Genomic DNA, 22,697 nt, shown 5'->3' with positions numbered 1-22,697 from the left:
GTCATCCTTCCGTCGGGTCGACGCCGAGTGCGCGGAGCAGGGTTTCGCGGTACGCGAGGAAGCGGGGCTGTCGGTACGAGCGTGGCGCCGGCAGGTCGATGGTGAGGTCGACGGCGATCCGACCGGCGTCGAGCAGCAGCACCCGGTCGGCCAGGGTGATCGCCTCGTCGACGTCGTGGGTGACGAGCAGGACGGTGGGCCGGTGCCGGGCGCACAGTTCACGTAGCAGGCCGTGCATCCGGAGCCGGGTCAGCGCGTCAAGCGCACCGAACGGCTCGTCGGCGAGCAGCAGGTCCGGCTCGGACACCAACGCCCGGGCCAGCGCCACCCGTTGCTGCTCGCCACCGGACAGCTCGTTCGGCCAGGCCCGTTCCCGCCCCGCCAGGCCGACCTCGGCGAGCGCCGCGTGGCCGCGCGGGGAGGCGTCCGGCCCGCGCAGGCCGAGAACGACGTTGTCCAGCACCCGTTGCCACGGCAGGAGCCGGGCGTCCTGGAAGACGACAGAGGAGTTCTCCGGCACCTCGACCAGGCCCGAGCCGGTGGCGTCGCCGTCCAGGCCGGCGAGCGCACGCAGCAGGGTGCTCTTGCCCGAGCCGCTGCGGCCCAGCAGTGCGACGAACTCGCCAACGCCGATCTCCAGGTCGAACCCGTCCAGGACGGCCCGACTGCCGAAGCCACGTCGCAACCCCTCGACCCGGACGGTACGGGTGGCGGTCAGTCCGCCATGGTGCGTCGCCACGACAGGGCCCTCCTCTGCACGAGTCGGACGGCACCGTCGGACAGCAGCCCGAGCAGTCCGTACAGCACGAGTCCGACGATGATCACGTCGGTCTGGCCGTACTCGCGGGCCAGGTCCATCATGTAGCCGATGCCGCTCGTCGAGTTGATCTGCTCGACGACCACCAGGGACAACCACGCCCCGACGACCGCGAACCGCATGCCGAGCAGGAAGCCGGGCAGCGCCCCGGGGAGCACGATGCGGCGGATGAAGGCGCTGCGCCGCAGTCGCAGCGACTCGCCGAGCTCGACGTAGCGGCTGTCGATGGTGCGCAGCCCGTTGTGGGTGTGGATGTAGACGGGGACGAACACGCCGAGCGTGATGGTGATGACCTTCATCTGCTCGCCGATGCCGAACCAGAGCACGAGCAGCGGGATCAACGCGAGGGCCGGGATGGCCCGCTTGATCTGGATCGGACCGTCGAGAACCGCCTCACCCCAGCGGCTCAGGCCGGCGAGCACCGCCAGCGCGGTGCCGGCGACGGTGCCGATGGCGAGGCCCAGGCCGGCGCGCTGGGCCGACACGACCAGGTTGTCCTGAAGCCGCCCGTCAGCGATGAGGTCACCCGCCGTCGTCACCACGGTCCAGGGCGCCGACAGGGTCCGGGGGTCGATCCAGCCGGCGATCGAACCGGCCGTCCACACCGCCAGGAGCAGAAGCGGGCCGATCGCCGCCCCGAACGGGATGTCGCGACCCGGCTTCAGCCGACGTCGGCGGCTGGTGGCAACGCTGCCGGCCGGCCGGGGCCGGATCAGTGTCGAGACTGTCACTTGGCACCTCCCACAGTCAGGGCCTGCGCGGCCACGGATTCGTACCGCAGGTCGTAGAGGCTCTCGGCCTTGAGGGGCTTGCGGCCCGTCTCCCTGGCCAGCAGGTCGATGGTTTCCTGGTGCCGGCCGATGGCCTCGGTCCACCGGGCCGGGATGTCGGCGATACCGGCGTTCTCGACCAGCCACCTGCCGTCGTCGTGGGTCAGCCCCTGGTCCTTGACGTAGTACCGCTCGATCCACTCGTCGGGGTTGGCCTCGCGCCACCGCCAGGCCCGCGCCCACGCCTGCACGTACTCGCGGATCGCGGCCGCCTTGGCCGGGTCGGCGAGTACGGACACCGGCGCGTACAGGTGACCGGGGTCGTCCCGCAGTCCGTGCGCGATAGCTGTCGCGCCGTCCCGGCCGTACCTGCTCTCGTAGCGTTTGATCTGCACGCCGCCGATCGGCGCCACCTCGACCTGGCGGCTGGCGAGCGCTGTCACGTAGACGTCGCCGGTGCTGGGCAGCTCGATCAGCTTGACGTCCTTCTTGCCGAGCCCGGCCTGCTGGAGGACCCGCAGCACCAGCGCCCCCTGGGCCTGCCCCGGGCTGTACGCGATCTTCTTGCCCCGCAGGTCGGCGAGGGTGGCGACCCGGGCACCGGGTGCGACGCCGAGTCGATAGAGGGCGTGGTTGAGGGGGTCCTGGCGGTACTTCGCGGCGACGATCTTCGTGGGGATGCCGGTCCAGTGCGAGTGGATCGGCGGGATGTCGGCCACCGCCCCGATGTCCAGTGCCTTCGCGCGGAAGGCTTCCAGGGTCTGTGGACCGCCGCTGATGTTCGCCCACTGCACCTCGAAGGTCAGCTTCTCCGCCTCGCCGGAGAACTCGATCGCCTTCTGGTGCTCCTTGTCTCCGATGACGAGCGTGGTGCCCTTCGGTACGGCCTGCGGCAGTGGCGCACCGGCGGCCAGGGCGACGGCGGGCGTCTGGTCGCCGGCGCAGGCGGTCAGGCCCAGCGTGACGACGCCGAGGGTGGCGGACAGGATGGCCCGGCGATCCAGGAGGGGTGGTGATGTCACGTGCGACTCCTTCGTAGCTGGTGGCATGACGGGACCGCGCCCCAAGGGGTCGAGCGGCGGTGCCGTCGCCGTGACTGCGGATCAGCGGCTCGGCGAGCGAGATCGGGTGCTGGCCGCCGGGCACCCGTCGGGTGGTCCGGCGGTGGGCTCGGCGCGCATCTGTTGATCGGTGCGAGCGGGCGGCTGCCGGTCGTCGTCGAGCCGGCAACGCGCGGGTGGCAGAGGTGGGTGGCGCGGGCTCAGCGGCAGCAGCCGCAGGCGGCGGTCCAACCGCGGCAGCATCCCCGCGACACCGCGATGGCGGTGCCCCGAAGCAGGGTGTGCTGGCTGGTCATGGATACGACGCTAACCCACATATCCTATGTGTCAACTAGGATTTCACGCGCTGGGACGTGCGCGGGCGAGAAAGTATCGACATGCGTGTATGTTTGTGTGAGGGGTGCGCCGACGCCGGCCCGGACCCGAGGGAGCCAGTGCCATGACCATGCCACGTCGAGGACGCGTGCCTGCCCCGGTCCGCTCGCTCCTCGCCGCAGTGACCCTCCTCGCGGCGGGGGTGCTCGCCACCCCCGGTCCGGTCCGCGCCGCCGATCCGCCACCGCGGGTGGACAACCCGTACGCCGGAGCCCGGGTCTACGTCGATCCCGAGTGGGCCGCGCACGCCGGTGCCGAGCCCGGCGGCGCAGCGGTCGCCGGCCAGCCGACCGCGGTCTGGCTGGACCGGATCGCCCGGATCGAGGGCACGGCCGGGAGGTTGGGCCTGCGCGAGCACCTGGATTCGGCCCTGGCACAGCGGGCCGACCTCGTCCAGTTGACCCTCTACAACCTGCCCGCCCGTGACTGCGGGCGGCAGGCCCCACAGGGTGAGCTGTCGATCGAGGACATCGGCCGGTACCAGACCGAGTTCATCGACCCGATCGTCGAGATCCTCGCCGCTCCGCGCTACGCCGGGCTGCGGATCGTCGTCTTCGTCGAGCCGAACTCCCTGCCCGACCTCATCGCCAACACCGGCAACTGGCCCGGCGCCACAGCGGCCTGCGACGAGGTGCTGGCGCGCGGCACCTACCTGGACGCGATCGGGTACGCCCTGGCCCGGCTCGGCACCGTACCCAACGCCTGCCCGTACCTGGACATCAGTCACCACGGCGAGGTCGGCTGGCCGGAGGACTCCGCGACGCTGGCGGCGCTGCTACACCGGGCCGCGACCGCCGCCGGCAGCACTGTGGCAAACGTGCACGGCTTCGTCGCCAACACCGCCAACTACTCGGTCCTGCACGAGGAATACTTCAGCGCCGACGATGTCATTAACGGCCAGTCGGTGTACCAGTCGAGGTGGGTCGACTGGAACCCCTTCGTCGACGAGCTGCCCTACGTGCGACACCTGCGTGCGCTGCTGACCGGGGTGGGCTTCGCCCCGGCGGCGGGTGTCGTGGTGGACACTTCGCGCAACGGGTGGGGTGGTCCGGGCCGACCCACCGGGCCGGCGGCCGCCAGCGACGTGAACAGTTACGTCGACGGCAGCCGGATCGACCGGCGGGCCTTCGTCCGGAACTGGTGCAACCAGGACGGTGCCGGCCTCGGCCCGCGGCCCATCGCCGAACCGGAGCCGGGCATCGACGCGTACGCGTGGGTCAAGCCGCCCGGCGAGTCCGACGGCACCGCCGGGAGCCCGAACCCCGATGAGCCGTACGAGCCGTTGTGCGACGCGTACTACGTCCCGCCGCGCGCTTCCCCGTACGACACCGGGGCGCTGCCGGCCGCCCCGCCGGCCGGCGAGTGGTTCCCGGCACACTTCCGTCAGCTGCTGACAAACGCCTGGCCGCCGGTGTGACAGTCGGTCCGGATCGAGGACCAGCATCGGATTCACTAACCTGGCCGACGTGACGGCATTCGACTGGACCACCCTGTCGGCGGCGAGGAACGCGAAACTGGACGCGGTTCCAGAGATGATCAATCACGCGTTGCGGTTTCTGGAGGACCTTCTCGAAGAAACCAACCACGTGTGCACCTTCACGCTCACCGACGGACCGCTGCTGGGCGACGTGACCACCGCCGTGAACGCGTTGCTGCCGAGCGACTGCGGGGTCGCCCGGCTGACGCCGGTCAGCTCCTGGTCCGAGCTGGTCCACGCGGCGCTGCCCGGGCTGTTCCTGCCCGGGCGGCCGGCGTACGTGTGGGCCGAGAAGATGCCGGCCCGGCAGTTGGCCGAGGCGGTCGCCGGCTGGGTCGTGGCGCTGCTGCGCCGGATCTGGCCCGGCTCCGTCGAATCCTGGGAACTCACCGTCGACACCAGCCACTGGTACGAAGCCGTCTACGTCGACCTCGTCGTTCGGGTGGACGCCCGGGTGTGGCTGCTGCACCTCGGTCTCAGCGACTGACCGCACCCGGCGTCGCGGAACTGGCCGACCAGGTGGCGGTGAGCCCCGCGACGGGGCGCGGCATAGGCTTCGGCGATGAGTGGCGTGTTGAGCGGTACCCGAGACTCGATGAATCCCCTTCGCCAGCTCACCATCGATCAGCTCCGCGAACGGACCAGCCTCAAGTGGCGGGAGTACCCCGACGACGTACTGCCGCTCTGGGTCGCGGAGATGGACGTGCCGCTTGCCGAGCCGGTCGTGCGGGCGGTCACCGACGCCCTCGCGCGGGGCGACACCGGCTACCCCGCCGGGACCGCGTACCCGCAGGCGCTTGCCGAGTTCGCCCGGCGGCGGTGGGGGTGGGACGGGCTGGCGGTGCAGCGCACCGCGCTGGTGCCCGACGTGATGCACGGTGTCGTCGAGGGGCTGCGGCTGGTCACCGGGCCGGGCGACGCGGTGGTCGTCAACTGCCCGGTCTACCCGCCGTTCTACGAGTTCGTGGGGCACGCCGGTCGCCGGATCGTGGAGGCACCGCTCGGCGCGGACCTGCGGCTCGACCTCGGCACCTTGGAGGAGGCGTTCCACCGGGCCCGGGCCGGTGGCCGGCCGGCGGCGTACCTGCTGTGCAGCCCGCACAACCCGACCGGCGTGCTGCACACAGCGGACGAGTTGGCGGCCGTCGCCAGCTTGGCCCGGCGGCACGGGGTGCGCGTGGTCGCCGACGAGATCCACGCCCCGGTGGTGGTCGGGGGAGGGCGCTTCGTGCCGTACCTCTCGGTGCCCGGCGCGGAGAACGGCCTGTCGCTGATGTCCGCCTCGAAGGGGTGGAACCTGGCCGGCCTGCGCGCCGCGCTGCTCATCGCCGGCCCGGCGGCGGCCGCGGACCTCGCCCGCGTTCCGTTCGAGGCCAGCGTCAGCACCAGCCATATCGGCGTCATCGCCCACACCGCGGCCTTCCGCGACGGTGAAGAGTGGCTCGACGCCCTGGTGGCCGGCCTGGACGACAACCGTGGGCTCCTCGCCGCGCTGCTCGGTGAGCACCTGCCGGCCATCGGTTACCAACCGGGTCAGGCGACCTATCTCGCCTGGCTCGACTGCCGCGCCCTGGGCCTCGGCGACGATCCCGCGGCGGTGTTCCTCGACAGTGGGCGGGTGGCGCTCAACCCGGGTTCGGCGTTCGGCACCGGCGGCGGCGGGCACGTTCGGCTGAACCTGGCCACCGCGCCGGAGGTGATCGCCGAGGCGGTACGCCGGATGGCGAGCGCGGTGACCGGATAGGCCAGGTCACCGCCGGTTCATTCGGTGGCGGATGCGGCAGCGAGAGCGTGGCGGGGCGGCGACAATCGAGAGCGTGCCACCTGCCTTCGTGCTGCACCACCACCGCAAGCCACGACCGCACTTCGACCTGCGGCTTGAGGAGGCCGGTGTGCTGCGTTCCTGGGCGGTACCCCGCGGCCTGCCGGACGACCCTCGCGGCAACCGGCTCGCGATCGCCGTGGCGGACCACCACCTTGACCACCTCACCTACGAGGACGCCGACAAGTCGATCGCCGACATCGGCACCTGGGAGGAGCACGACCGCGACGAACGCCGCCTGCTGTTCACGCTGCACGGCCGCGCGGGCCGACGACGGTACGCGCTCATCCGCACGAGCGAGGGGTGGTTGCTGCACCTGACGAAGGAGCAACCCTCGGACGAGTGAGAGCACCGGATGTTTCGCTCTCGCGTGACGGGTAATCAGGCGCACCGGCGCGGCCGTGGGTGGAACAGTGTCACGGAGTGAGGGAGTGCGTGCTATGTCTGATCCGCAGCCCACCATCGTTCTCGTACACGGGGCGTTCGCCGAGTCGGCGAGCTGGAACGGCGTGATCGAGCGGCTGGGCGCCGCGTACAACGTGGTGGCCGCCGCCAACCCGTTGCGCGAGCTCGCCGGCGACGCCGCCTACCTGCGGGACGTGGTACGCGGGATCGGCGGCCCGGTCGTCCTCGTCGGACACTCCTACGCTGGCATGGTGATCACGCAGGCCGCCGCCGGCGAAACACTGGTGCGGGCCCTCGTGTACGTGAACGCCTTCAGCCCGGACACCGGTGAGTCGGCGCTGTCGCTGTCCGGGATGTTTCCCGGCAGCACGCTCGCCGACACGCTCGTGCAGTACCCACTGTCGACCGGCGGCAACGAGGTGGCGATCGGCCAGGACACCTTCCACAAGCAGTTCGTCGCGGACGTGTCGGCGGACACCGCCGCGCTGATGGCCCGGACCCAGCGGCCGATCACCGAGAAGGCCCTGGGTGACGGGCTCACCGGCGACCCGGCCTGGCGATCGCTGCCCAGTTGGTTCGTGTTCGGCGACGCCGACAACAACATCCCGGTCGCCGCACACCGGTTCATGGCCGAGCGGGCCCAACCGCGGGGCCAGCGTGAGATCGCCGGTGGTTCGCACGCCATGGTGGTGGCCCGGCCGGGCGAGGTCGCCGAGACGATCATCGAGGCGGTCCGGGGCGTGGGCGGCTGACGTCCGCTCCCGGCGCTGACGAGGATCCGGGACTACGCGGGCGGTTCGACCGCCTCGACGAGGACCTGGAGCACGTGCCGGTACGGCTGCCCGGTGGCCCGGCTCATGCCCATCTCGCAGGTCCGGTTGCAGGAGGCGTACGCGTCGTGGTCACGCTCGTTGATCTCAGCGGCCTGCGCCGCGGTGGCCCCGGCGGTCACCTCGGGGTGCAGCAGCCCCCGGTCGCCGGCGAAGGCGCAGCAGCCCCAGCTGTCCGGCACGGTCACCGTGTCGGCGACCGCGCCGGCCACCGTGCGCAGGTCGTCGACGCCGTCGAGGTGCACTGTGGAGCAGGTGGGGTGCAGGGCAAGTGAGCCCAGCCGCCGGGGCTCCGGCAGCGCCGGCAGCAGGTGCTCGGCGGTGAACGTGACGCTGTCGACGAAGCGCAGGTCGCGGTAGCGCGCCCGGTCCTCCTCGGCGAGCGCGGCGGTCAGCTGGGTCAGCCCGTGGGTGCAGGACGACGCGTCGCACACGACGGGCAGCCGGCCCTGGTCGCTGGCCGCCCAGAGCGTGGCGAGGGTCCGCTCGGCCATCTCGCGGTGCCCGGCCGGGTACCCCTTTGACTGCCAGGGCGTTCCGCAGCACAGACCCGACGTGCCGGCCGGTACGACGACCGGCACCCCGGCCAGCTCGCACAGGCGCAGGAACGCCGCCGCCGCGCCGCCGGCCGGGCCGTCCTGGGGGGCGAAGAGGCTGCCGACGCAGGCCGCGAAGAACACCGCCCGGGCGTCCGGCGCGTTGCGGGGTGCGGGGCGGGGCGCGCCGGCGCGCGGCATGTCGTCGCTCCACTCCGGTACGAGTTCGGTGCCGCCGAGCCCACGGAGCACCCCGGTGGCGGCGCGGGTCAGCGGTGCCGGTACGGCGTGCGCGGCGGTCAGGCCCACCCGGACACCTGTCACGGCGGCCTGCCAGTGCCGGGCGGCGGTGCGGGCGGTGCGCTGGGCGCGCGGGCTGTGCCGCTCGGCGCGCAGCCGCTTCATCGCCACCCCGGTGTCGATGCCGACCGGGCAGGCGGTGACGCAGAGGCTGTCCGCGGCGCAGCTGTCCACCGCGGCGTACGCGTAGTCGGCGCTCAGTTCGCGGCGGCGCTCCTCGTCACCGGCGGCGGTGGCCAGGGCGATCTGCCGTTGCAGGACGATGCGCTGCCGGGGGGTGGTGGTGACGTCGGCGGTGGGGCAGACCGGCTCGCAGTAACCGCACTCCACGCAGGCGTCCAACTCGGGGTCGACAGTCGGGACGGCCTTGAGCTGGCGCAGGTGCACTGTCGGGTCGTCGTTGAGCAGCACGCCGGGGTTGAGCAGGCCGCTCGGATCGCACAACCGCTTGAGCTCGCGCATCACGTCGTACAGTTCGTCGCCGTACTGGCGGCGGACGAAGGGGGCCATGGCCCGTCCGGTGCCGTGCTCGGCCTTGAGGGTGCCCCCTTCGGCAAGCACGAGGTCGACCATGTCGTCGGTGAACCGGGCGTAGCGGTCGATCTCGGCCGCCGTGTCGAAGGACTGGGTCAACATGAAGTGCAGGTTGCCGTCGCGGGCGTGTCCGAAGATCACCGCGTCCGGATAGCCGTGCCGCTCGAACAGGCGGATCAGCCCATCACAGGTGCCGGTCAGCCGTGGCATCGGCACCGCGATGTCCTCGAGCAGGGCCGTGGTGCCGGGCGCGCGGGCACCGGCGACCGCCGTGTAGAGGCCCTTGCGCAGGTGCCAGAGCCTGGCCCGTTCGCGCGGGTCGTGGGTCAGCCCGGTGCCGGTGACGGCGGGCAGTCGGTCGAGCACGGGCTGGGCGTCGGCGAGCGTGGCGGCCAGCCGTTCCGCGCTGTCCTCGGCGAACTCCACGAGCAGCGCGGCGTGCCCGCTCACCGTCAGCCCACGCAGGGCCGGGCTCGCGTCCGGGTCGCGCTGGCTGACCCGCAACGCGGCCGCGTCGAGCAGTTCGGCGGTACGCGCACCGACGGCCAGCAGGGCGGGTAGCGCGTCGGTGGCGGCGCTGAGGCCGGGCAGGATCAGCAGTCCGGTGGCGGCGTGTTTGTGGATCTCGACGGTCCGGAAGACGGCCCCGGCCACGAAGCCGAGGGTGCCCTCGCTGCCGATCATCAGGTGGGCGAGCATGTCGACTGGGCTGTCGTGGTCGAGCAGGGAGTTCAGCCCGTACCCCATTGTGTTCTTCATGGCGAACAGCCGCTCGATGGTGGCGCGTGCGCCGGGTGCCGAGCGCACCCGGTCACGCAGCCGCAGCAGCCCGGCGTGCAGCTCGGGTTCGTCGGCGCGCAGCCGGTCGTCGGCGTCGCGGACGGCGGAGTCGACAACGGTGCCGGACGGCAGCACGAAGCGCAGCGACTCCATGGTGCGGTACGCGTTGTCGGTGGTCCCGCAGGTCATTCCGCTGGAGTTGTTGGCCACCATGCCGCCCACCGTGCAGGCGGCCTCGCTGGCCGGGTCGGGGCCGAGCCGGCGGCCGTAGCGGGCCAGCCGGGCGTTGGCCTGCCGGATGGTCAGGCCCGGCTGGAGCCGGATGCGGCGGCCGTCGTCGAGCACCTCGGCGTGCCGCCAGTCGGTCCGGACGTCGACAAGCACCCCCGCGCCGCCGGCCTGCCCGGCGAGGCTGGTGCCGCCGCCGCGCAGGGTCAGCGGGACGCCGGCCTCCCGGGCGCCGGCCATCAACGCACCCACCTCGGCCGCCGTGGCGGCGCGCACCACGGCCTGCGGCTCGAACAGGTACGGCGAGGCGTCGTGCGCCGCGGCTAGCCTCCGGGGCAGCTCGGCGCTGGCCCGGGTCGGATCGGCGAGGCGCGCGCGCAGCAAGTCGGCGACCTCGCGGGCGCGGACGCCGGCGGCGCTCGGCGCGGGAACGACTGTGCTCATTTGCGGATCCTCCCGGAAGGGGTGGTCAGTCGGCGACGATCAGCAACCGCTCGGGCGCGGTGTCGGCCGGCGCCGGCAGCCGCAGCGGCTGGCGACCGGGGGTGATGCTGCCGAGCACGGAGGCGTGCCGCGCCCCGGTGCCCGAGGGCAGGGTGCCCGGCAGCCCGTGCACTGTCAGATAGCCGAGCAGCGCGAAGGCCAGCGCCTCCTTGGCGTCCGAGGCGACACCGACCTCGTCGCTCGACGTCAGGTAGACGTCGGGCAGCTCGTCGACGAGCAGGCCCATCAGGGTCGGGTTGTGTGCCCCGCCGCCGGAGACGACGAGCCGGGTGACGCCGTGCGCCCGGCAGGCGTCGGCCACCGTGACCGCCGTCAGCCGGGTGAGCGTGGCCAGCACGTCGTTCGGCTCCGGCGTGGGGGCGTCGGCGAGGGCGGCGAGCAGGTACGGCAGGTGGAACAGTTCCTTGCCGGTGCTCTTCGGGCTGGGCTGCCGGTAGTACGGCTCGTCGAGCAGCCGCCGCAGCAGCACCTGGTTCACCTGCCCGGCCGCGGCCCCGCGCCCGTCCCGGTCGTACTCCTCGGCGCCGCCGCTGAAGTGGCGCGCGGCGGCGTCGAGGAGCGCGTTTGCCGGCCCGGTGTCGAACGCGAGCGGGTCCGCGTCCGGCGCGACGACAGTGATGTTGGCGATGCCGCCGAGGTTGAGCGCGGCGGGGACGCCGGGCAGGCCCCGCAGCAGCAGCGCGTCGAAGAGGGCGACCAGGGGCGCGCCCTGGCCGCCCGCGGCGACGTCGCGGCTGCGCAGGTCGGCCACCACCGGCAGGCCGGTGGCCTCCGCGATCCAGGCCGGCTGCCCCAGTTGCAGGGTGCCCCGCACCACCGGGCCGTCGACCCAGTGGTGCATGGTCTGCCCGTGCGACACGACCAGGTCGGCGTCGTTGCCGCACAGCTGCGCGAGTGCCCGCACGCCGGCCTCGGCGAAGGCCTGGCCGATGCCGGTGTCCAGCACGCAGATCGCCTCGGTGCTTGTCGACGCGGGCGGCAACGCGGCGGCGATGTGGGTGCGCAGCCGCTCCGGGTACGGGTGGCTGAGTCGGCCCAGCGGCCGCATCCGCAGGGTGTCACCGCTGAGGTCGAACTCGGCGGCGGCGGCTTCGATGCCGTCGTAGGAGGTGCCGGACATCAGGCCGATCACGCGCATCACGGTCTCCTTCACGCCCGGCCGGCGGGCTCTGCCGCCGGGTCGTCGGCCTCGTCGGCCCGCCGGTGGTCGTAGGGCGCTGCCGGGGCCGCGTGGAAGCGGCTGGACACCGCGCCGACCAGCAGGGTGATCAGGACTCCGATCGGCACCAGCCACTGCGCGGCGATGGCGGTGGGGACGGTGTTCCCCGCCGTCGTGACGTCGATCTTGACATAGCGGACGATGTAGGTCATCACCGCCACCGTGACGAGGAAGGCGACGAACGCGTCGACCTGGTTGGCCCGGCTGACCAGGCGACCGAGCAGGAAGGCGCCGAGCAGCGCTCCGTAGGTGTAGCCCGCGATGGTCAGACCGGTCAGGTAGACGTTTCCGGTGCTGGAACTGAACGCGCAGGCGAAGACCGCCATCAGCACCGCCCAGACGAGGGTCATCACCCGGGCCAGCCGGAGCATCACGTCGTCCGACGGGGTCTTCCGGAAGAAGCTGTGGATGAAGTCGGCGACAGTGGAGTTCGACATCGAGTTCAGCGCCGACGACAGCGAGCCCATCGCGGCACCGAGGATGCCGGCCACCAGCAGACCCGAGATGCCCACCGGCAGGGCGTGCAGGATGAAGCTCGGGTACAGGTTGTCGCTGCTGGCCAGGCCGAGTTCCTTGAAGGTCTGACCCTTGTTGTACGACCACAGCAGCGCGCCGACCAGGGAGAACGCCGCGAACTGGATGACCACGAAGATGCCCGAGGAGATCATCGCCTGCTGCCCCTCGCGCAGCGTCCGGGTGGACAGGATGCGCTGGACGATCAGCTGGTCCGACCCGTGGCTGGCCATCGCGAAGATCGCGCCACCGATGATCGCGGTCGGCAGGGCGAACGGGCTGGTGAGCACGTGCGCGAGGTCGAAGTTGGTGTCGAAGAGCTGGAACTTGCCGGCGTCGAGCGCCTGCGAGTAGCCGTCGAAGCCGACGGCGTGGCTGAGCACCGCGATGGCCAGGATCGCCCCACCGAGGTAGAGCCCCATCTGGATCGCGTCGGTCCAGATCACCGCCTTGATGCCACCGAGATAGGTGTAAACCACAGTGATGAGGGTCAGAACGATGATAATGGCCTGGTAGCCGACATTCAGCCCGAACTCGTCGAGGAGCAGCTTGATCGGGATGGCCGACGCGAACAGCCGTACGCCCTCGGCGAGCAGACGGGTGAAGACGAAGGTGACCGACGCCAGACCCTGGAGCTTCAGGCCGAACCGCTCACCGAGGTACTGGTAGGCACTGACGAAGCCACCACGCTTGTAGAGCGGGATGAGCACCGCGGCCACGACGACGCGACCGATCACGTAGCCCAGCGCCAGCTCGACGTTGCCGAACCCCTGCCCGCTGTAGGCGCCACCGGGAACGCTGATCACGGTCAGCACGCTGGTTTCGGTGGCGACCACCGAGAACGAGACGGTCCACCAGGGCAGTCGCCCCTCGCCCACGAAGTAGTCCTTGGCGGACTTCTGCCTACCGGACAGGCGTAGTCCGACGTAGGCGATCACCACGAGGTACAGCACGATCACGACAAGGTCGAGTTGACGCACGGCTCGCTCCCTACCAGGGGTTGTCAATAAGTGACGCTGGTCTACCGTAGCGCGAAACTTTTTGCCACCACCGCTCCGGGCTGGCTACGCTGTGCTCCCAGCCTGCTGGTATGGGGGCACGGTGGCCCGCCGGGGTCGCCACCCATCCGCCACCGCGCCTCAGCCTCATCGCGGCGAGTCGCGAGCACGCGCCAGACGTCGACCGCACCGGCGCGCGATCGCCCGCCGGCTGGCGACTGAACACCAGCGAGAGGAACGAACACCCCGTGGACCTCAGCACCCTCGGCACCGAGACCCGCAACGACAAGACCACCGACCTCGACCGGATGTCTCCCACCGAGTTGCTCCTCGCCATGAACGACGAGGACCACACTGTCGCGCAGGCCGTCCGCCGGGCCGTGCCGGACATCGCGGCCGCCGTCGACGTCGTCGTGGCGTCGCTGCGCCAGGGCGGGCGACTGATCTACCTCGGCGCCGGCACCAGCGGCCGGATCGGCATGCTCGACGCCGTCGAGATCCCGCCGACCTTCGGTACCTCGCCCGACCAGGTCGTCGGCCTGCTCGCCGGCGGGGCGGGAGCCTTCACTGTCGCCGTCGAGGGCGCGGAGGACAGCCCGGCCGGTGCCGTCGCCGACCTCGACGCCCTCGGCCTGACCTCCCGCGACACAGTCGTCGGGCTCGCCGCCAGCGGCCGTACCCCGTACGTGGTCGGCGGGTTGGCGCACGCCCGCGCGCTCGGCGCGTCGACCGTCTCGGTGGCCTGCAACACCGACGCGGTGATCAGCCGGTACGCCGATGTCGCAGTCGAGGTGCCCACCGGCCCCGAGGTGCTCACCGGCTCGACCCGGCTCAAGGCCGGCACCGCCGAGAAGCTCGTCTGCAACATGCTCTCGACCGCCGCGATGGCCCGGCTCGGCAAGGTCTACGGCAATCTGATGGTGGACATGAACGCCACGAACGAGAAGCTCGTCGACCGGGCGCGACGGATCGTCGCCGAGGCCGCCGACACCGACCTCGACACCGCCAGCCGGGCGCTGGACCAGGCGCACGGACACGCGAAGACGGCCATCGTGCTGCTGCTTGCGGGTTGCACCGCGGAGGAGGCCGCCGCGCGGCTGCGCGCCGCCGACGACGACGTCCGGGCGGCCGTCGCGGCCTGACCCACAGCCGTCGCCCCCCGACGCTTCGGCGCGGGGGTGGACCGCCACGAAGCGCCCCGTCCAACCTGGACGGGGCGCTTCGTCAGATCAGCCGACCTGTGGGTCGGTCACGGTGCGGTCCGGGTCACCATCGAGGCCGGGCGGGGTGGCCACCTCGATCCGAGGTGACCGATCCGGCGGGAGGTGGGCGAGGTCGGCGATCACGACGACATCCACGTCTCCGTCGATCATCGTCTGCTCGACGGTCTCCCACGGTGCGCGGACGATTCCCGCCAATCGGTAGGAGTGCCGGTCGAGGTGCGCAAGGCACCTCGTGACGGCGGGCTCGGACGGCTCGACGGTGGCGGGGACCCAGATGACTGCGATTTCCATGTGACTCTCCTGATCAGTGTCGTGGCTGCGACTGGGTGATCAGAAGGTGCTGTGGTGGCGGGGGACCCCGCTCCACCGGTCGGCCGGTAGCGCGCCGGTCGACGGCGGCGACTGTGGCACCCGGTCGTAGCGGTGCGGTGAACAGCGAAGCTTCCGCAGTCGACGAGGGAGGATCGACACCGCCGGTGCCGGTGCCGGCCGGTGCCGACGAGAATGCCAGCGCGAACACCGGTAGGCCTGAGCGGGGACGCGCGGGCGGACCGGGCGTCGGTTCCGCGGCGACGGTCGCCGCCGGCCGCGGCCGATCCGGTGCCCGGTCGGCAGACGTTTCCTGGACGCCACCGAAAGAGACCGTCGCCGTCGACGGGGGTGGCGACGGCTGCGGGGCAACGTGTGCGGCCGGCGAATCCGCGGCCGAGCTATCCGCGGTGGGCGGGGCGGCTGTGGTCGACGGGAGGGCTGCGGTCGACGGTGGGACATCGGACAGCCGGGTCGGCGTGCCGGTGGGGATCGCGGTCGGCGCGGGCAGGGAGACGGCCGAGGGCAGCGGCAGTGGGATCGCGGTCGGCAGCGGCAGGGAGGCGGCCGACGGCAGTGGGATCGCGCTCGGCAGCGGCAGGGAGGCGGCCGACGGCAGCGGCAGGGGGACGGTCAGCTGGGCCTCGACCACGGCGGGCACCTCGACAGTGATGGTCTGTGGCGCGGAGGCCCCGTCCACCGGCGGCACGGCGGTTGGCAGCGGCAGCGGCGTGTCGGCGTGGGCGGGGTTGGCACCCAGGGCCGCGCCGAGCGCGACCGCGCCGAGCGCGACCGCGGGAAGGCTGTGCCGTGCCCGCATCAGACGGAGGCTGCCGAGGACCGTGTGGTGCGCGTCGGCCGGTCAGATCCGCCAGCCCGGTGCCGCTGGCCGATCGGTAGCCTCTCGCCCCGTGCCGTTCCCTCCACGTGTGGTTCTTGCCCCGAGACACCTGGGACTACACCTGCTGTCGATGTCTGCGCCGGCAATACGACTGAATGCGCCAACGGCTCGCCACGACGGGGCGGCGGTGGGCGGTGGCGATGGCGTCGCGCGGACATACCGTTTCGCGGAGGCCGACGGCGTCCGCGAAACGGCCTGTCCTGCTCACTCCGCGATCCGGGTCCGCATGGTCCAGTGGAACTCCGGCACCTGTCGCTCGTCGTCGTCGGGCTGGTCGTCGGCTCGTTCGAAGTGCTCGTAGCCACCGAGATGCGGAACCTTGACGCGGGTCGCGTCCGCCACGATGGCGGCCGCGCGAGCCTCGGGTGGCAGGTCTGCCGGGCCGCCGATGAGCATCCCGTCGAATCTCGGTGCGGGAGGGGCTTCCGTCAGGTCGTCCATCCGTTGCCTCCATGGCTGATTCGCCGGCTGGGTCTTCTCCATCGTGGCGGTAACACCGGAGGTCCGGATACCCGTAAGTGACCCCTATCGAGCGGCGGCGGCCCTACGAGCGCCCGGACACCGAGGAGTCCGAGCCGGCCACGGACCGGAGGTTCATCGCCGCGGCCGTGGACGCCGGTTGCCAGCTGATCTCGGCGGCGTTACGTTGAGATCTCATCGACGAACGTCTACTCCGCACGCTACGGGGGCCGCATGTCCACGTCTGTCACGCGTCGCACCGTCCTGGCCGGTGGGGCCGGTGCCGCCATCGGCCTGGCCCTGCCCGGTCACGCCGCCCACGCCGGTGACCACCATCCGACAAGCGTGCGCTTCACCCTCGACGCGACAACGCTCGACGGCGGTGAGCAGGTCACCTCGGTCACCCTCGACACCAGCCGGCTCGGGCCGATCGACCCGGCCGGGCTGACCCCCGCCACGTTCAGCGTGCACGCCAAGGCCACCAGCCCGATCCCGATCGCCCCCGGCGATCAGATCTTCAGCGAGTACGACCTGGACCGTACGGTGACCGCGGCCCGGCTCGACCGGCACGGCAACATCGTGCTTGAGCTGAGCCACGCCGAAGGTCAACCCGGCGGTGGCACCCTCGGCTACATCCTGAGCAAGGGCCGCAACGTCCGGTTGGACCTCGTCTACACCATCACGCAGCACACCCCGATCGCCCGACGCCACGGCTCGCCGGTCACCATCACCCGCTTCGTGCAGGGCCGGCTGTCGAATCCCGAGGTGGACGCCTTCAGCTACCACGTCTGCGGCTCGGGCCTGAAGTACCGGCTGTATTCCCCCGACCACTCGGCCCGGCCCGGTCGGCGACCGCTGATCGTCTGGCTGCACGGCGCCGGCGAGGGTGCGTCGCTGCCCGACGACTACTACGACAACGAGACCACGCTGCGTGCCAACCGGGGGGCGCTGGGCTTCGCCACGCCGCAGGCGCAGCGGATCTTCTCCGGCGCGTACGTGGTGGCCCCGCAGAGCACGTCCTACTGGATGGAGGACGGCCCCCGGTTCGCCCCGCTGATCCGTGAGATCGTCCGGGACCTCGTCCGCCGCAAGCGCGTCGACCCCGATCGGATCTACGTGGTCGGGTGCAGCAACGGTGGCTACATGTCCCTGGAGATGACAGTGGCCTATCCCGACCTGTTCGCCGCGTCGGTGCCGATCTGCGGCGTCGTCGAGCCGCTCGACGGGGTGGGCCCGCCGCTTGTCACCGACGCGGAGCTGGCGGCGATCCGCACCCCGACCTGGTTGGTCACCTCGCGCGACGACGACACCGTGCCGCCCGAGACCAACACGATCCACGCCCACGACCTCATCCCGGGATCGTTGATCAGCCTGTACGACCACGTCGTCTGGAACGGCTACCAGTTCCCCGGCCACTGGTCCTGGATCTACGTGGCCCGTAACGACCCGAGCCGCAACGGCACCCACATCTGGCAGTGGATGGCCCGCCGCCGTCGGTGATCGGCGGGTCCCGGGTCGAACAGGTGCGTCGAGCCCACCGCCAGCGCCACGATCCGGGCCCGGCCGTGACCGGGGGCGGCCGACCGAATCCGGTCGGCCGCCCCCTGCTCAGATCAACACCAGGTAAGTGTCGAGTTGACCCGCGTGACGTTGCTGATCGTGTTGTTGGCCCCGCCGCACGGGCTCTGGGTGATGTTGGTGCCGCTGACTGTCAGGTTCTGGAACCGGATGCCCGACGAGATCGGGAACTCGGTCCGCGCCGCGATCCGTACCTCGCCACCGCCGGTCACCGTCCCGGAAACACCGGCGATGACGACGTTGTAGCAGTTCTCCACCAGGATCGCGTTGTTTCCGGTGTTCGAGATCGTCACCCGGTCGATGACCGCGCCACCGGACTCCGACACGCAGAAGATCCCACGTCCGCCCCCGGATGCGAGCACGGTGCCGACCCGGATGTTCGTCGGATACGAGTTGCCCACCCGGCCGTTGCGGTTGGCCATCCGGAACGCCGCGTACCCGGTGCCGGTCCCGGCGCCCTGCGCGTCGACAGTGCCCACCGTGGCGTTGATCGTGTCGTTGAGCAGCAGACCGGAGTCCCGGGTGTTGCGCGCGGTGACCGTGCCGATGGTCAGACCGTCCACGCCGTACGTCTCCACCCCGTGCGTACCGGTCCCCGAGACGTACACGTTGTCGATGCGGACGTTGCGCACCTTGACCGCCCGGTCGCCACCGTGGTTGTCGATGCGGACCCCGAGGCCCGCCGACAGCCGCATGTCGATCTGCCCGAGGGTCAGGTTGTTCACGTTGCGCATGAAGATCCCGTACAACGGCGAACCGGTGAGCGTGAGGTTCTGCACCTCGACGTCAGTGGTTCCCCGCGAGTACACCGGTGCCTGGTCGCCAGAGCCCGACCCGGTCACGTTGATCGTGCCGCACACGGCGAGTGTGGTGTACGACGGCAGTGACAGCCGCGAGCCCGCACTCATCGAGCCGGAGCCACGAACCACCACCCGCTGCTTCGACGTCCGGCCCGAGGACAGTGAGTTGACCGCCGCCTGCATCGCCGCGAGCATGTCCGCTCCCGAGTAGACAGTCGACGAGCCGTTGCGGGCCGTCCAGGTGCTGCCGCTCAGCACGGCCTCGGCGTTTGTCGACCCGCTGCCACAGCCGGTGGCGGGTGGGGTGCCGACACCGCCGACCGCGACCAGTTGCCACTGCTGGTTGGTGCCGTTGACATCGGCGTACTGACTGATCCGACCGCCGTCGGCGGTGGACCGCTCCCAGACCTCGAGTGCCTTGGCGGAGTGGCGGTTGATCAGCCGGACGTGGCCGCTGTCGGAGTCGAGCACCTGGAACTGCTGGTTGGTGCCGTTGACATCCGACCACTGGCGGTAGTCGGCGCCGTCGGCGGTGTTCCACTCCCAGAGGTCGACGACCTTCCCGCTGTGCCGGGCCTTGAGGCGGTAGTAGCCGCCGCCGGAGGAGACGAACTGGAACTGCTGCCACGCGCCGTCGTTGCGGGACCACTGCTGGATCACCGCGCCGTCAGCCGTGGAGGTGTCCCGGACGTCGAGCACCTTGCCGCTGTTTCGGTTGACCAGGACGTAGTAGGCGTTGGTGTCGATGGTCGCCGCCGCTGCCGGTGGTGCGCCGACCAGAACGGCAGCTGCGGCGCCGACAAGCGCGGTGACCATGGCCAGCGCCGCACCCCTACGCCCGACCCGACGGGCCGTCGGTCTTCTCATGATGGTGCGGGGCATCTGTCCTCCTGGCGGGATCGGCTCCGGAGCGAAGCTGGACGGGTGTGGACGGCCGCGGGCGCCGCGGCCGGTGGCGGCTACTCCAGGTGGAAGGTGGCCGAGGCGCGGTCGGCGCTCGTGCTGACCGCCTCCACGTAGAACAGCCCGTCGCGGTGGCGCACATATCGGCCCGCGTAGTTCTGCGACTCCAGGGAGATCGCGGCGCTGTCGGCGAGGCCGGACTGGCGGCGGAAGCTGGCGTCGCTGCCGAAGAGCGCCGAGCCGTCGTTCTTCTCGACGTAGAGGGCGAAGCCCCGGTGGCGCAGGTAGTACCCGGGGAAGTTCGTCGACTCCAACGACACCGAGCCGCCGCCGGCGAGGCCGTTGACGATCCGGAACTGCGAGTCGGCCAGGTTCGTCACGTTCGGTTCGAGTCGGGCCCGGTAGTCGTAGTGCCGCAGGTAGCTGGTGGCCTGGTCGTGTGACCGCAGCCGAACCGGGGTGGCCCCGTCGGGTACCGGGATGCCGAAGTTGGGGGTGCCGTCGGCGTTCCAGTACACCTTCTGCAGCCGGGTCCGCCGGTTCGGGTCGTTGAGCGGATCGCCGCTGATGTCGCGGTAGTTGCGGTCGTGATAGACCAGGATGTCGGTCTGCCCGTCCTCGGAGACGGTGAACGAGTTGTGGCCGGGACCGTACTGGCTGGTGGCCGCGTTGCTGACGAACACCGGGGTGGGACTCTTGCTCCACGAGGCCGCGTCGAGCAGGTTCGCGGTGCTGGAGGCGCTCAGCATGCCCAGGCAGTAGTTGGCGTCGGTGGCGCTCGCCGAGTAGGTAAGGAAGATGCGGCCGTTGCGCTGGATGACCGCCGGTCCCTCGGCGACCCGGTAGCCGCGGGTCTCCCAGTCGTACGTCGGCACGACGAGGCGGGTCACGGTGCCGGTGATCTGCCAGGGGTTGGCACCCATCCGAGCGAGGTAGACGTTCGAGTTGTTTGACATTCCCGGTTCCTGCTGGGCCCAGGTCAGGTAGCGCACCCCGTTCGCCACGAAGGTCGACGCGTCCAGGCTGAAGGTGTCCCAGGGCGTGGTGATCCGTCCGCGTTCGGTCCACGAACCGGTGAGCGGGTTGGCGCTGGCGTTCTCCAGCGCGTACATCCGGATCCGCCACACGTCATCGGTCCGGCCCGCGGCAAAGTAGACGTACCACCTGTTGTTTATGAAGTGGATCTCTGGTGCCCAGATGTGGGCGCCCATCTCGCCGCTGGTGTGGCGGCTCCAGATCGTCGACTCCGGTGCCGTCGCCAGCCCCTGCAGGGTGGTCGCCCGTCGCAGCACGATCCGGTCGTACTGCGGCACGGTTGCCGTCAGGTAGTAGTAGCCGTCGGTGTGCCGGAAGATGTGCGGGTCGGCCCGCTGGTTCACAAGTGGGTTCGTGTAGTTGACCGCCGGTGCGGCCTGCGCCGGCCCCGCCGCCGGCAGCCCGGCGGAGACGGCGAGCACCGCCAGCACGGCGGCGACCACCGATCGTGCGCGCCGACGACCGGGGACGCGGCCGGTTGGGTCGGTGCGGGGGAGTGGCAGCGGCATCTGTCCTCCGTGCGGTTCGTGAGCGACCCGTCCGTCGGTGCGGCAGTGCCGGCCGACGCGTCGGGGCCGATCCGGTTGATCGCCGCGCGGCGAGTGCGAACCGATTGGATCGCGCCTGGTCGTGACGCCACCGCGGGCGGCCGGCCTGCGGCACTCCGCCGAAGGAGAGACGTGCACGGGACGGGAACATGACGGCGGTGTTGCGCCCAGGTAGCGGTCATAATGTTGGCGTTAACATCGACGTGTGTCAAGGAAACCTGGCCGGTGACCTGCGTGGTCAGATCCCACTGGGACCGCGTCGAAGATCGACCATCGTGCCGGGCGGATCACTCCGCGCCGAGGCGGCCCTTCTGCACCTTGCCGAGCGCGTTGCGGGGCAGGGCCTCGACCAGCCGTACCTGTCGGGGACGCTTGTGCGTCGACAGTTGTCGGGCCACGAACTCGATCAGTTGCGCCGCGTCGATCCCGTCACCCACCACGTACGCCGTCACCTGCTGGCCGAGGTCGGGGTGCGGGGTGCCCACCACCGCGGCCTCGCGGACACCCGGATGCGCCAGCAACGCGTCCTCCACCTCGCCGGCGCCGATCCGGTAACCGCCGCTCTTGATCAGGTCGGTGGCGGCCCGCCCGACGATGCGATGCCAGCCGTCCGGACCGATGGTGGCCACGTCGCCGGTACGGAACCAGCCGTCCGCGGTACGGGCGGCGGCGTCCGCGTCGGGCCGGTTCAGGTACCCGTCGAAGAGGGTCGGGCCAGACACCTCCAGCTCGCCCATCGCCACCCCGTCGGTGGGCACCGGGTGGCCCTGCTCGTCCACGACCCGGGTGCGTACCCCCGGCAGGGGCAGACCGACGGCGCCGGGGCGGCGGGGTCGGTCGGCGGTGGCGCTCACCGTGATCAACGTTTCGGTCATCCCGTAGCGCTCGACGATCTGGTGGCCGGTGAGCCCGGTCAGGTCGGCGAAGACCGTCGGCGGCAGCGCGGCGCTGCCCGACACCAGTAGCCGCGCGGCGCGGAGAGCACGGGCCGAGGTCTCGTCGGCGGCGATCCGGGACCAGATGGTGGGGACACCGAAATAGAGGGAGCCGGCCGCCGCCGCGTACCGCTGGGGGCGGGGTTGGCCCACGTGGTGCAGCCGGCCGCCCACCCGCAGGGGGCCGAGCACGCCGAGCACCAGGCCGTGCACGTGGAACAGCGGCAGGCCGTGTACGAGCAGGTCGTCCGGCGTCCACTGCCAGGCCGTTGCGAGCCCGTCGAGGCAGGCGGCGATGGCTCGGCGGGAGAGTGTCACGCCCTTCGGTGCGCCGGTCGTGCCGCTGGTGTAGAGAATCAGCGCGGTGTCCGCCGGATCGGGCTCCGGGTGGCGGGTGTCCGACCCGCGTTCCAGGTCGATCGGAATTGTCGGTATGCCGGCGGGAGGTTCCCGGCGCTCGCCGCGAGCCGGTACGAGCATCGCCCCGGGCGCCGAGTCCCGCAGAATGTGCCCACGTTCCATCGGTCCGGCGTCGGGCGGGACAGGTATCATCGCGGACCCGGCGAGCAGCGCGCCGACGACACCGACCACAGTGTGCAGGCTGGCGGTCGCGTCGACGGCGACCCGGTCCACACCGCGCAGGTCGTCGGCCACGGCGGCGGCGAACCGTCGCAACTGGACCCACGAGGTCGCCTGGTCGTCGATCCGGATCGCGTCCGGACGTTCGTCTGTCGACGAGAGCAGCCAGCTCAGCAGCACAGGCACGGCACCCTTCTCGTCGTACCCGACCCGGGTCGTCGGGGTGGCCGGCGGACACCTGCCCGACGGTCCGAACCT

Annotated in this window: 20 protein-coding genes; 8 read left to right on the top strand and 12 right to left on the bottom strand. The window is 71.4% G+C overall.

The annotated features are described in order from the left end of the window. Window position 1: 1 nt before the first annotated feature. The 3 genes from AB0B85_RS00855 to AB0B85_RS00845 are packed head-to-tail and all read right to left on the bottom strand — an operon-like array spanning window position 2 to window position 2,609. On the bottom strand, window positions 2-739 hold the full coding sequence (locus AB0B85_RS00855) for an ABC transporter ATP-binding protein (RefSeq protein ID WP_357402081.1): 738 nt from the start codon (window positions 737-739) through the stop codon (window positions 2-4). Then, window positions 715-1,548, bottom strand: a complete 834-nt coding sequence (locus tag AB0B85_RS00850; RefSeq protein ID WP_357402079.1) for an ABC transporter permease — start codon at window positions 1,546-1,548, stop codon at window positions 715-717. The genes AB0B85_RS00855 and AB0B85_RS00850 overlap by 25 nt, the downstream gene beginning before the upstream one ends. Continuing rightward, window positions 1,545-2,609, bottom strand: coding sequence for an ABC transporter substrate-binding protein (locus AB0B85_RS00845; protein WP_357402077.1), 1,065 nt, complete (start codon window positions 2,607-2,609; stop codon window positions 1,545-1,547). The genes AB0B85_RS00850 and AB0B85_RS00845 overlap by 4 nt, the downstream gene beginning before the upstream one ends. Window positions 2,610-3,087: 478 nt before the next feature. Between AB0B85_RS00845 and AB0B85_RS00840 the strand changes: the two genes are divergently transcribed. The 5 genes from AB0B85_RS00840 to AB0B85_RS00820 all read left to right on the top strand — a co-directional run bounded on the left by AB0B85_RS00840 (window position 3,088) and on the right by AB0B85_RS00820 (window position 7,479). Then, window positions 3,088-4,440 (top strand): glycoside hydrolase family 6 protein, encoded by a 1,353-nt coding sequence (locus tag AB0B85_RS00840; RefSeq protein ID WP_357402075.1) that lies wholly within the window; start codon window positions 3,088-3,090, stop codon window positions 4,438-4,440. A 49-nt stretch (window positions 4,441-4,489) separates the two neighbouring features. Next, entirely contained in the window at window positions 4,490-4,987 is a 498-nt protein-coding gene (locus AB0B85_RS00835) for a hypothetical protein (protein WP_357402073.1), read from the top strand. Window positions 4,988-5,062: 75 nt separating this feature from the next. Beyond that, window positions 5,063-6,244, top strand: coding sequence for an aminotransferase class I/II-fold pyridoxal phosphate-dependent enzyme (locus AB0B85_RS00830; protein ID WP_357402071.1), 1,182 nt, complete (start codon window positions 5,063-5,065; stop codon window positions 6,242-6,244). A 73-nt stretch (window positions 6,245-6,317) separates the two neighbouring features. Further along, on the top strand, window positions 6,318-6,668 hold the full coding sequence (locus AB0B85_RS00825; protein ID WP_357402069.1) for a DNA polymerase ligase N-terminal domain-containing protein: 351 nt from the start codon (window positions 6,318-6,320) through the stop codon (window positions 6,666-6,668). A gap of 94 nt (window positions 6,669-6,762) precedes the next feature. Next, complete coding sequence (locus AB0B85_RS00820; protein WP_357402067.1) at window positions 6,763-7,479, top strand: alpha/beta hydrolase; 717 nt, start codon at window positions 6,763-6,765, stop codon at window positions 7,477-7,479. Between the two features lie 32 nt (window positions 7,480-7,511). Here AB0B85_RS00820 and AB0B85_RS00815 read toward each other — a convergent pair whose 3' ends face one another. The 3 genes from AB0B85_RS00815 to AB0B85_RS00805 are packed head-to-tail and all read right to left on the bottom strand — an operon-like array spanning window position 7,512 to window position 13,151. Continuing rightward, window positions 7,512-10,379, bottom strand: a complete 2,868-nt coding sequence (locus AB0B85_RS00815) for an FAD-binding and (Fe-S)-binding domain-containing protein (RefSeq protein ID WP_357402065.1) — start codon at window positions 10,377-10,379, stop codon at window positions 7,512-7,514. A 25-nt stretch (window positions 10,380-10,404) separates the two neighbouring features. Further along, a complete protein-coding gene (locus AB0B85_RS00810) occupies window positions 10,405-11,577 on the bottom strand; it encodes an anhydro-N-acetylmuramic acid kinase (protein ID WP_357402063.1) in 1,173 nt (390 codons plus the stop codon). Window positions 11,578-11,588: 11 nt separating this feature from the next. Continuing rightward, the gene (locus AB0B85_RS00805; protein WP_357402061.1) at window positions 11,589-13,151 is read right to left on the bottom strand and encodes a sodium:solute symporter; all 1,563 of its coding nucleotides are present in this window, start codon (window positions 13,149-13,151) and stop codon (window positions 11,589-11,591) included. 110 nt (window positions 13,152-13,261) lie between these two features. Between AB0B85_RS00805 and murQ the strand changes: the two genes are divergently transcribed. Continuing rightward, window positions 13,262-14,311, top strand: coding sequence for an N-acetylmuramic acid 6-phosphate etherase (murQ, locus tag AB0B85_RS00800; RefSeq protein ID WP_357402059.1), 1,050 nt, complete (start codon window positions 13,262-13,264; stop codon window positions 14,309-14,311). A gap of 87 nt (window positions 14,312-14,398) precedes the next feature. Here the strand turns inward: murQ and AB0B85_RS00795 are convergent, their stop codons facing one another. The 3 genes from AB0B85_RS00795 to AB0B85_RS00785 all read right to left on the bottom strand — a co-directional run bounded on the left by AB0B85_RS00795 (window position 14,399) and on the right by AB0B85_RS00785 (window position 16,043). Beyond that, window positions 14,399-14,683, bottom strand: a complete 285-nt coding sequence (locus tag AB0B85_RS00795) for a hypothetical protein (protein WP_357402057.1) — start codon at window positions 14,681-14,683, stop codon at window positions 14,399-14,401. Between the two features lie 13 nt (window positions 14,684-14,696). Continuing rightward, complete coding sequence (locus AB0B85_RS00790; protein ID WP_357402055.1) at window positions 14,697-15,521, bottom strand: hypothetical protein; 825 nt, start codon at window positions 15,519-15,521, stop codon at window positions 14,697-14,699. 285 nt (window positions 15,522-15,806) lie between these two features. Continuing rightward, entirely contained in the window at window positions 15,807-16,043 is a 237-nt protein-coding gene (locus AB0B85_RS00785; protein WP_357402053.1) for a DUF5988 family protein, read from the bottom strand. 77 nt (window positions 16,044-16,120) lie between these two features. On the opposite strand from AB0B85_RS00785, the gene AB0B85_RS00780 reads away from it, so the two are divergent. Then, a complete protein-coding gene (locus tag AB0B85_RS00780) occupies window positions 16,121-16,252 on the top strand; it encodes a hypothetical protein (protein WP_357402051.1) in 132 nt (43 codons plus the stop codon). Window positions 16,253-16,295: 43 nt separating this feature from the next. Then, a complete protein-coding gene (locus tag AB0B85_RS00775) occupies window positions 16,296-17,561 on the top strand; it encodes a PHB depolymerase family esterase (protein ID WP_357402049.1) in 1,266 nt (421 codons plus the stop codon). 113 nt (window positions 17,562-17,674) lie between these two features. Here AB0B85_RS00775 and AB0B85_RS00770 read toward each other — a convergent pair whose 3' ends face one another. The 3 genes from AB0B85_RS00770 to AB0B85_RS00760 all read right to left on the bottom strand — a co-directional run bounded on the left by AB0B85_RS00770 (window position 17,675) and on the right by AB0B85_RS00760 (window position 22,625). After that, window positions 17,675-19,255, bottom strand: a complete 1,581-nt coding sequence (locus AB0B85_RS00770; RefSeq protein WP_357402402.1) for an RICIN domain-containing protein — start codon at window positions 19,253-19,255, stop codon at window positions 17,675-17,677. Between the two features lie 143 nt (window positions 19,256-19,398). Next, on the bottom strand, window positions 19,399-20,886 hold the full coding sequence (locus AB0B85_RS00765; RefSeq protein WP_357402047.1) for a family 43 glycosylhydrolase: 1,488 nt from the start codon (window positions 20,884-20,886) through the stop codon (window positions 19,399-19,401). 326 nt (window positions 20,887-21,212) lie between these two features. After that, window positions 21,213-22,625, bottom strand: coding sequence for an acyl-CoA synthetase (locus AB0B85_RS00760; protein ID WP_357402045.1), 1,413 nt, complete (start codon window positions 22,623-22,625; stop codon window positions 21,213-21,215). Window positions 22,626-22,697: the final 72 nt, after the last annotated feature.

The sequence above is a fragment of the Micromonospora sp. NPDC049044 genome, assembly GCF_040649215.1.
Taxonomy (GTDB): domain Bacteria; phylum Actinomycetota; class Actinomycetes; order Mycobacteriales; family Micromonosporaceae; genus Micromonospora.
The sequence above is the reverse complement of the archived record's forward strand: the minus strand, read 5'-3'. Positions and strand labels throughout refer to the sequence as shown.

Bases quoted from the DNA above. Each gene is read 5' to 3' on its own strand.
- AB0B85_RS00830 (WP_357402071.1), top strand. From the start codon at position 5,063: ATGAGTGGCGTGTTGAGCGGTACCCGAGACTCGATGAATCCCCTTCGC.
- murQ (WP_357402059.1), top strand. From the start codon at position 13,262: ATGGGGGCACGGTGGCCCGCCGGGGTCGCCACCCATCCGCCACCGCGC.
- AB0B85_RS00810 (WP_357402063.1), bottom strand. From the start codon at position 11,577: ATGCGCGTGATCGGCCTGATGTCCGGCACCTCCTACGACGGCATCGAA.
- AB0B85_RS00820 (WP_357402067.1), top strand. From the start codon at position 6,763: ATGTCTGATCCGCAGCCCACCATCGTTCTCGTACACGGGGCGTTCGCC.
- AB0B85_RS00815 (WP_357402065.1), bottom strand. From the start codon at position 10,379: ATGAGCACAGTCGTTCCCGCGCCGAGCGCCGCCGGCGTCCGCGCCCGC.
- AB0B85_RS00795 (WP_357402057.1), bottom strand. From the start codon at position 14,683: ATGGAAATCGCAGTCATCTGGGTCCCCGCCACCGTCGAGCCGTCCGAG.
- AB0B85_RS00790 (WP_357402055.1), bottom strand. From the start codon at position 15,521: ATGCGGGCACGGCACAGCCTTCCCGCGGTCGCGCTCGGCGCGGTCGCG.
- AB0B85_RS00765 (WP_357402047.1), bottom strand. From the start codon at position 20,886: ATGCCGCTGCCACTCCCCCGCACCGACCCAACCGGCCGCGTCCCCGGT.
- AB0B85_RS00840 (WP_357402075.1), top strand. From the start codon at position 3,088: ATGACCATGCCACGTCGAGGACGCGTGCCTGCCCCGGTCCGCTCGCTC.
- AB0B85_RS00770 (WP_357402402.1), bottom strand. From the start codon at position 19,255: ATGGTCACCGCGCTTGTCGGCGCCGCAGCTGCCGTTCTGGTCGGCGCA.
- AB0B85_RS00785 (WP_357402053.1), bottom strand. From the start codon at position 16,043: ATGGACGACCTGACGGAAGCCCCTCCCGCACCGAGATTCGACGGGATG.
- AB0B85_RS00775 (WP_357402049.1), top strand. From the start codon at position 16,296: ATGTCCACGTCTGTCACGCGTCGCACCGTCCTGGCCGGTGGGGCCGGT.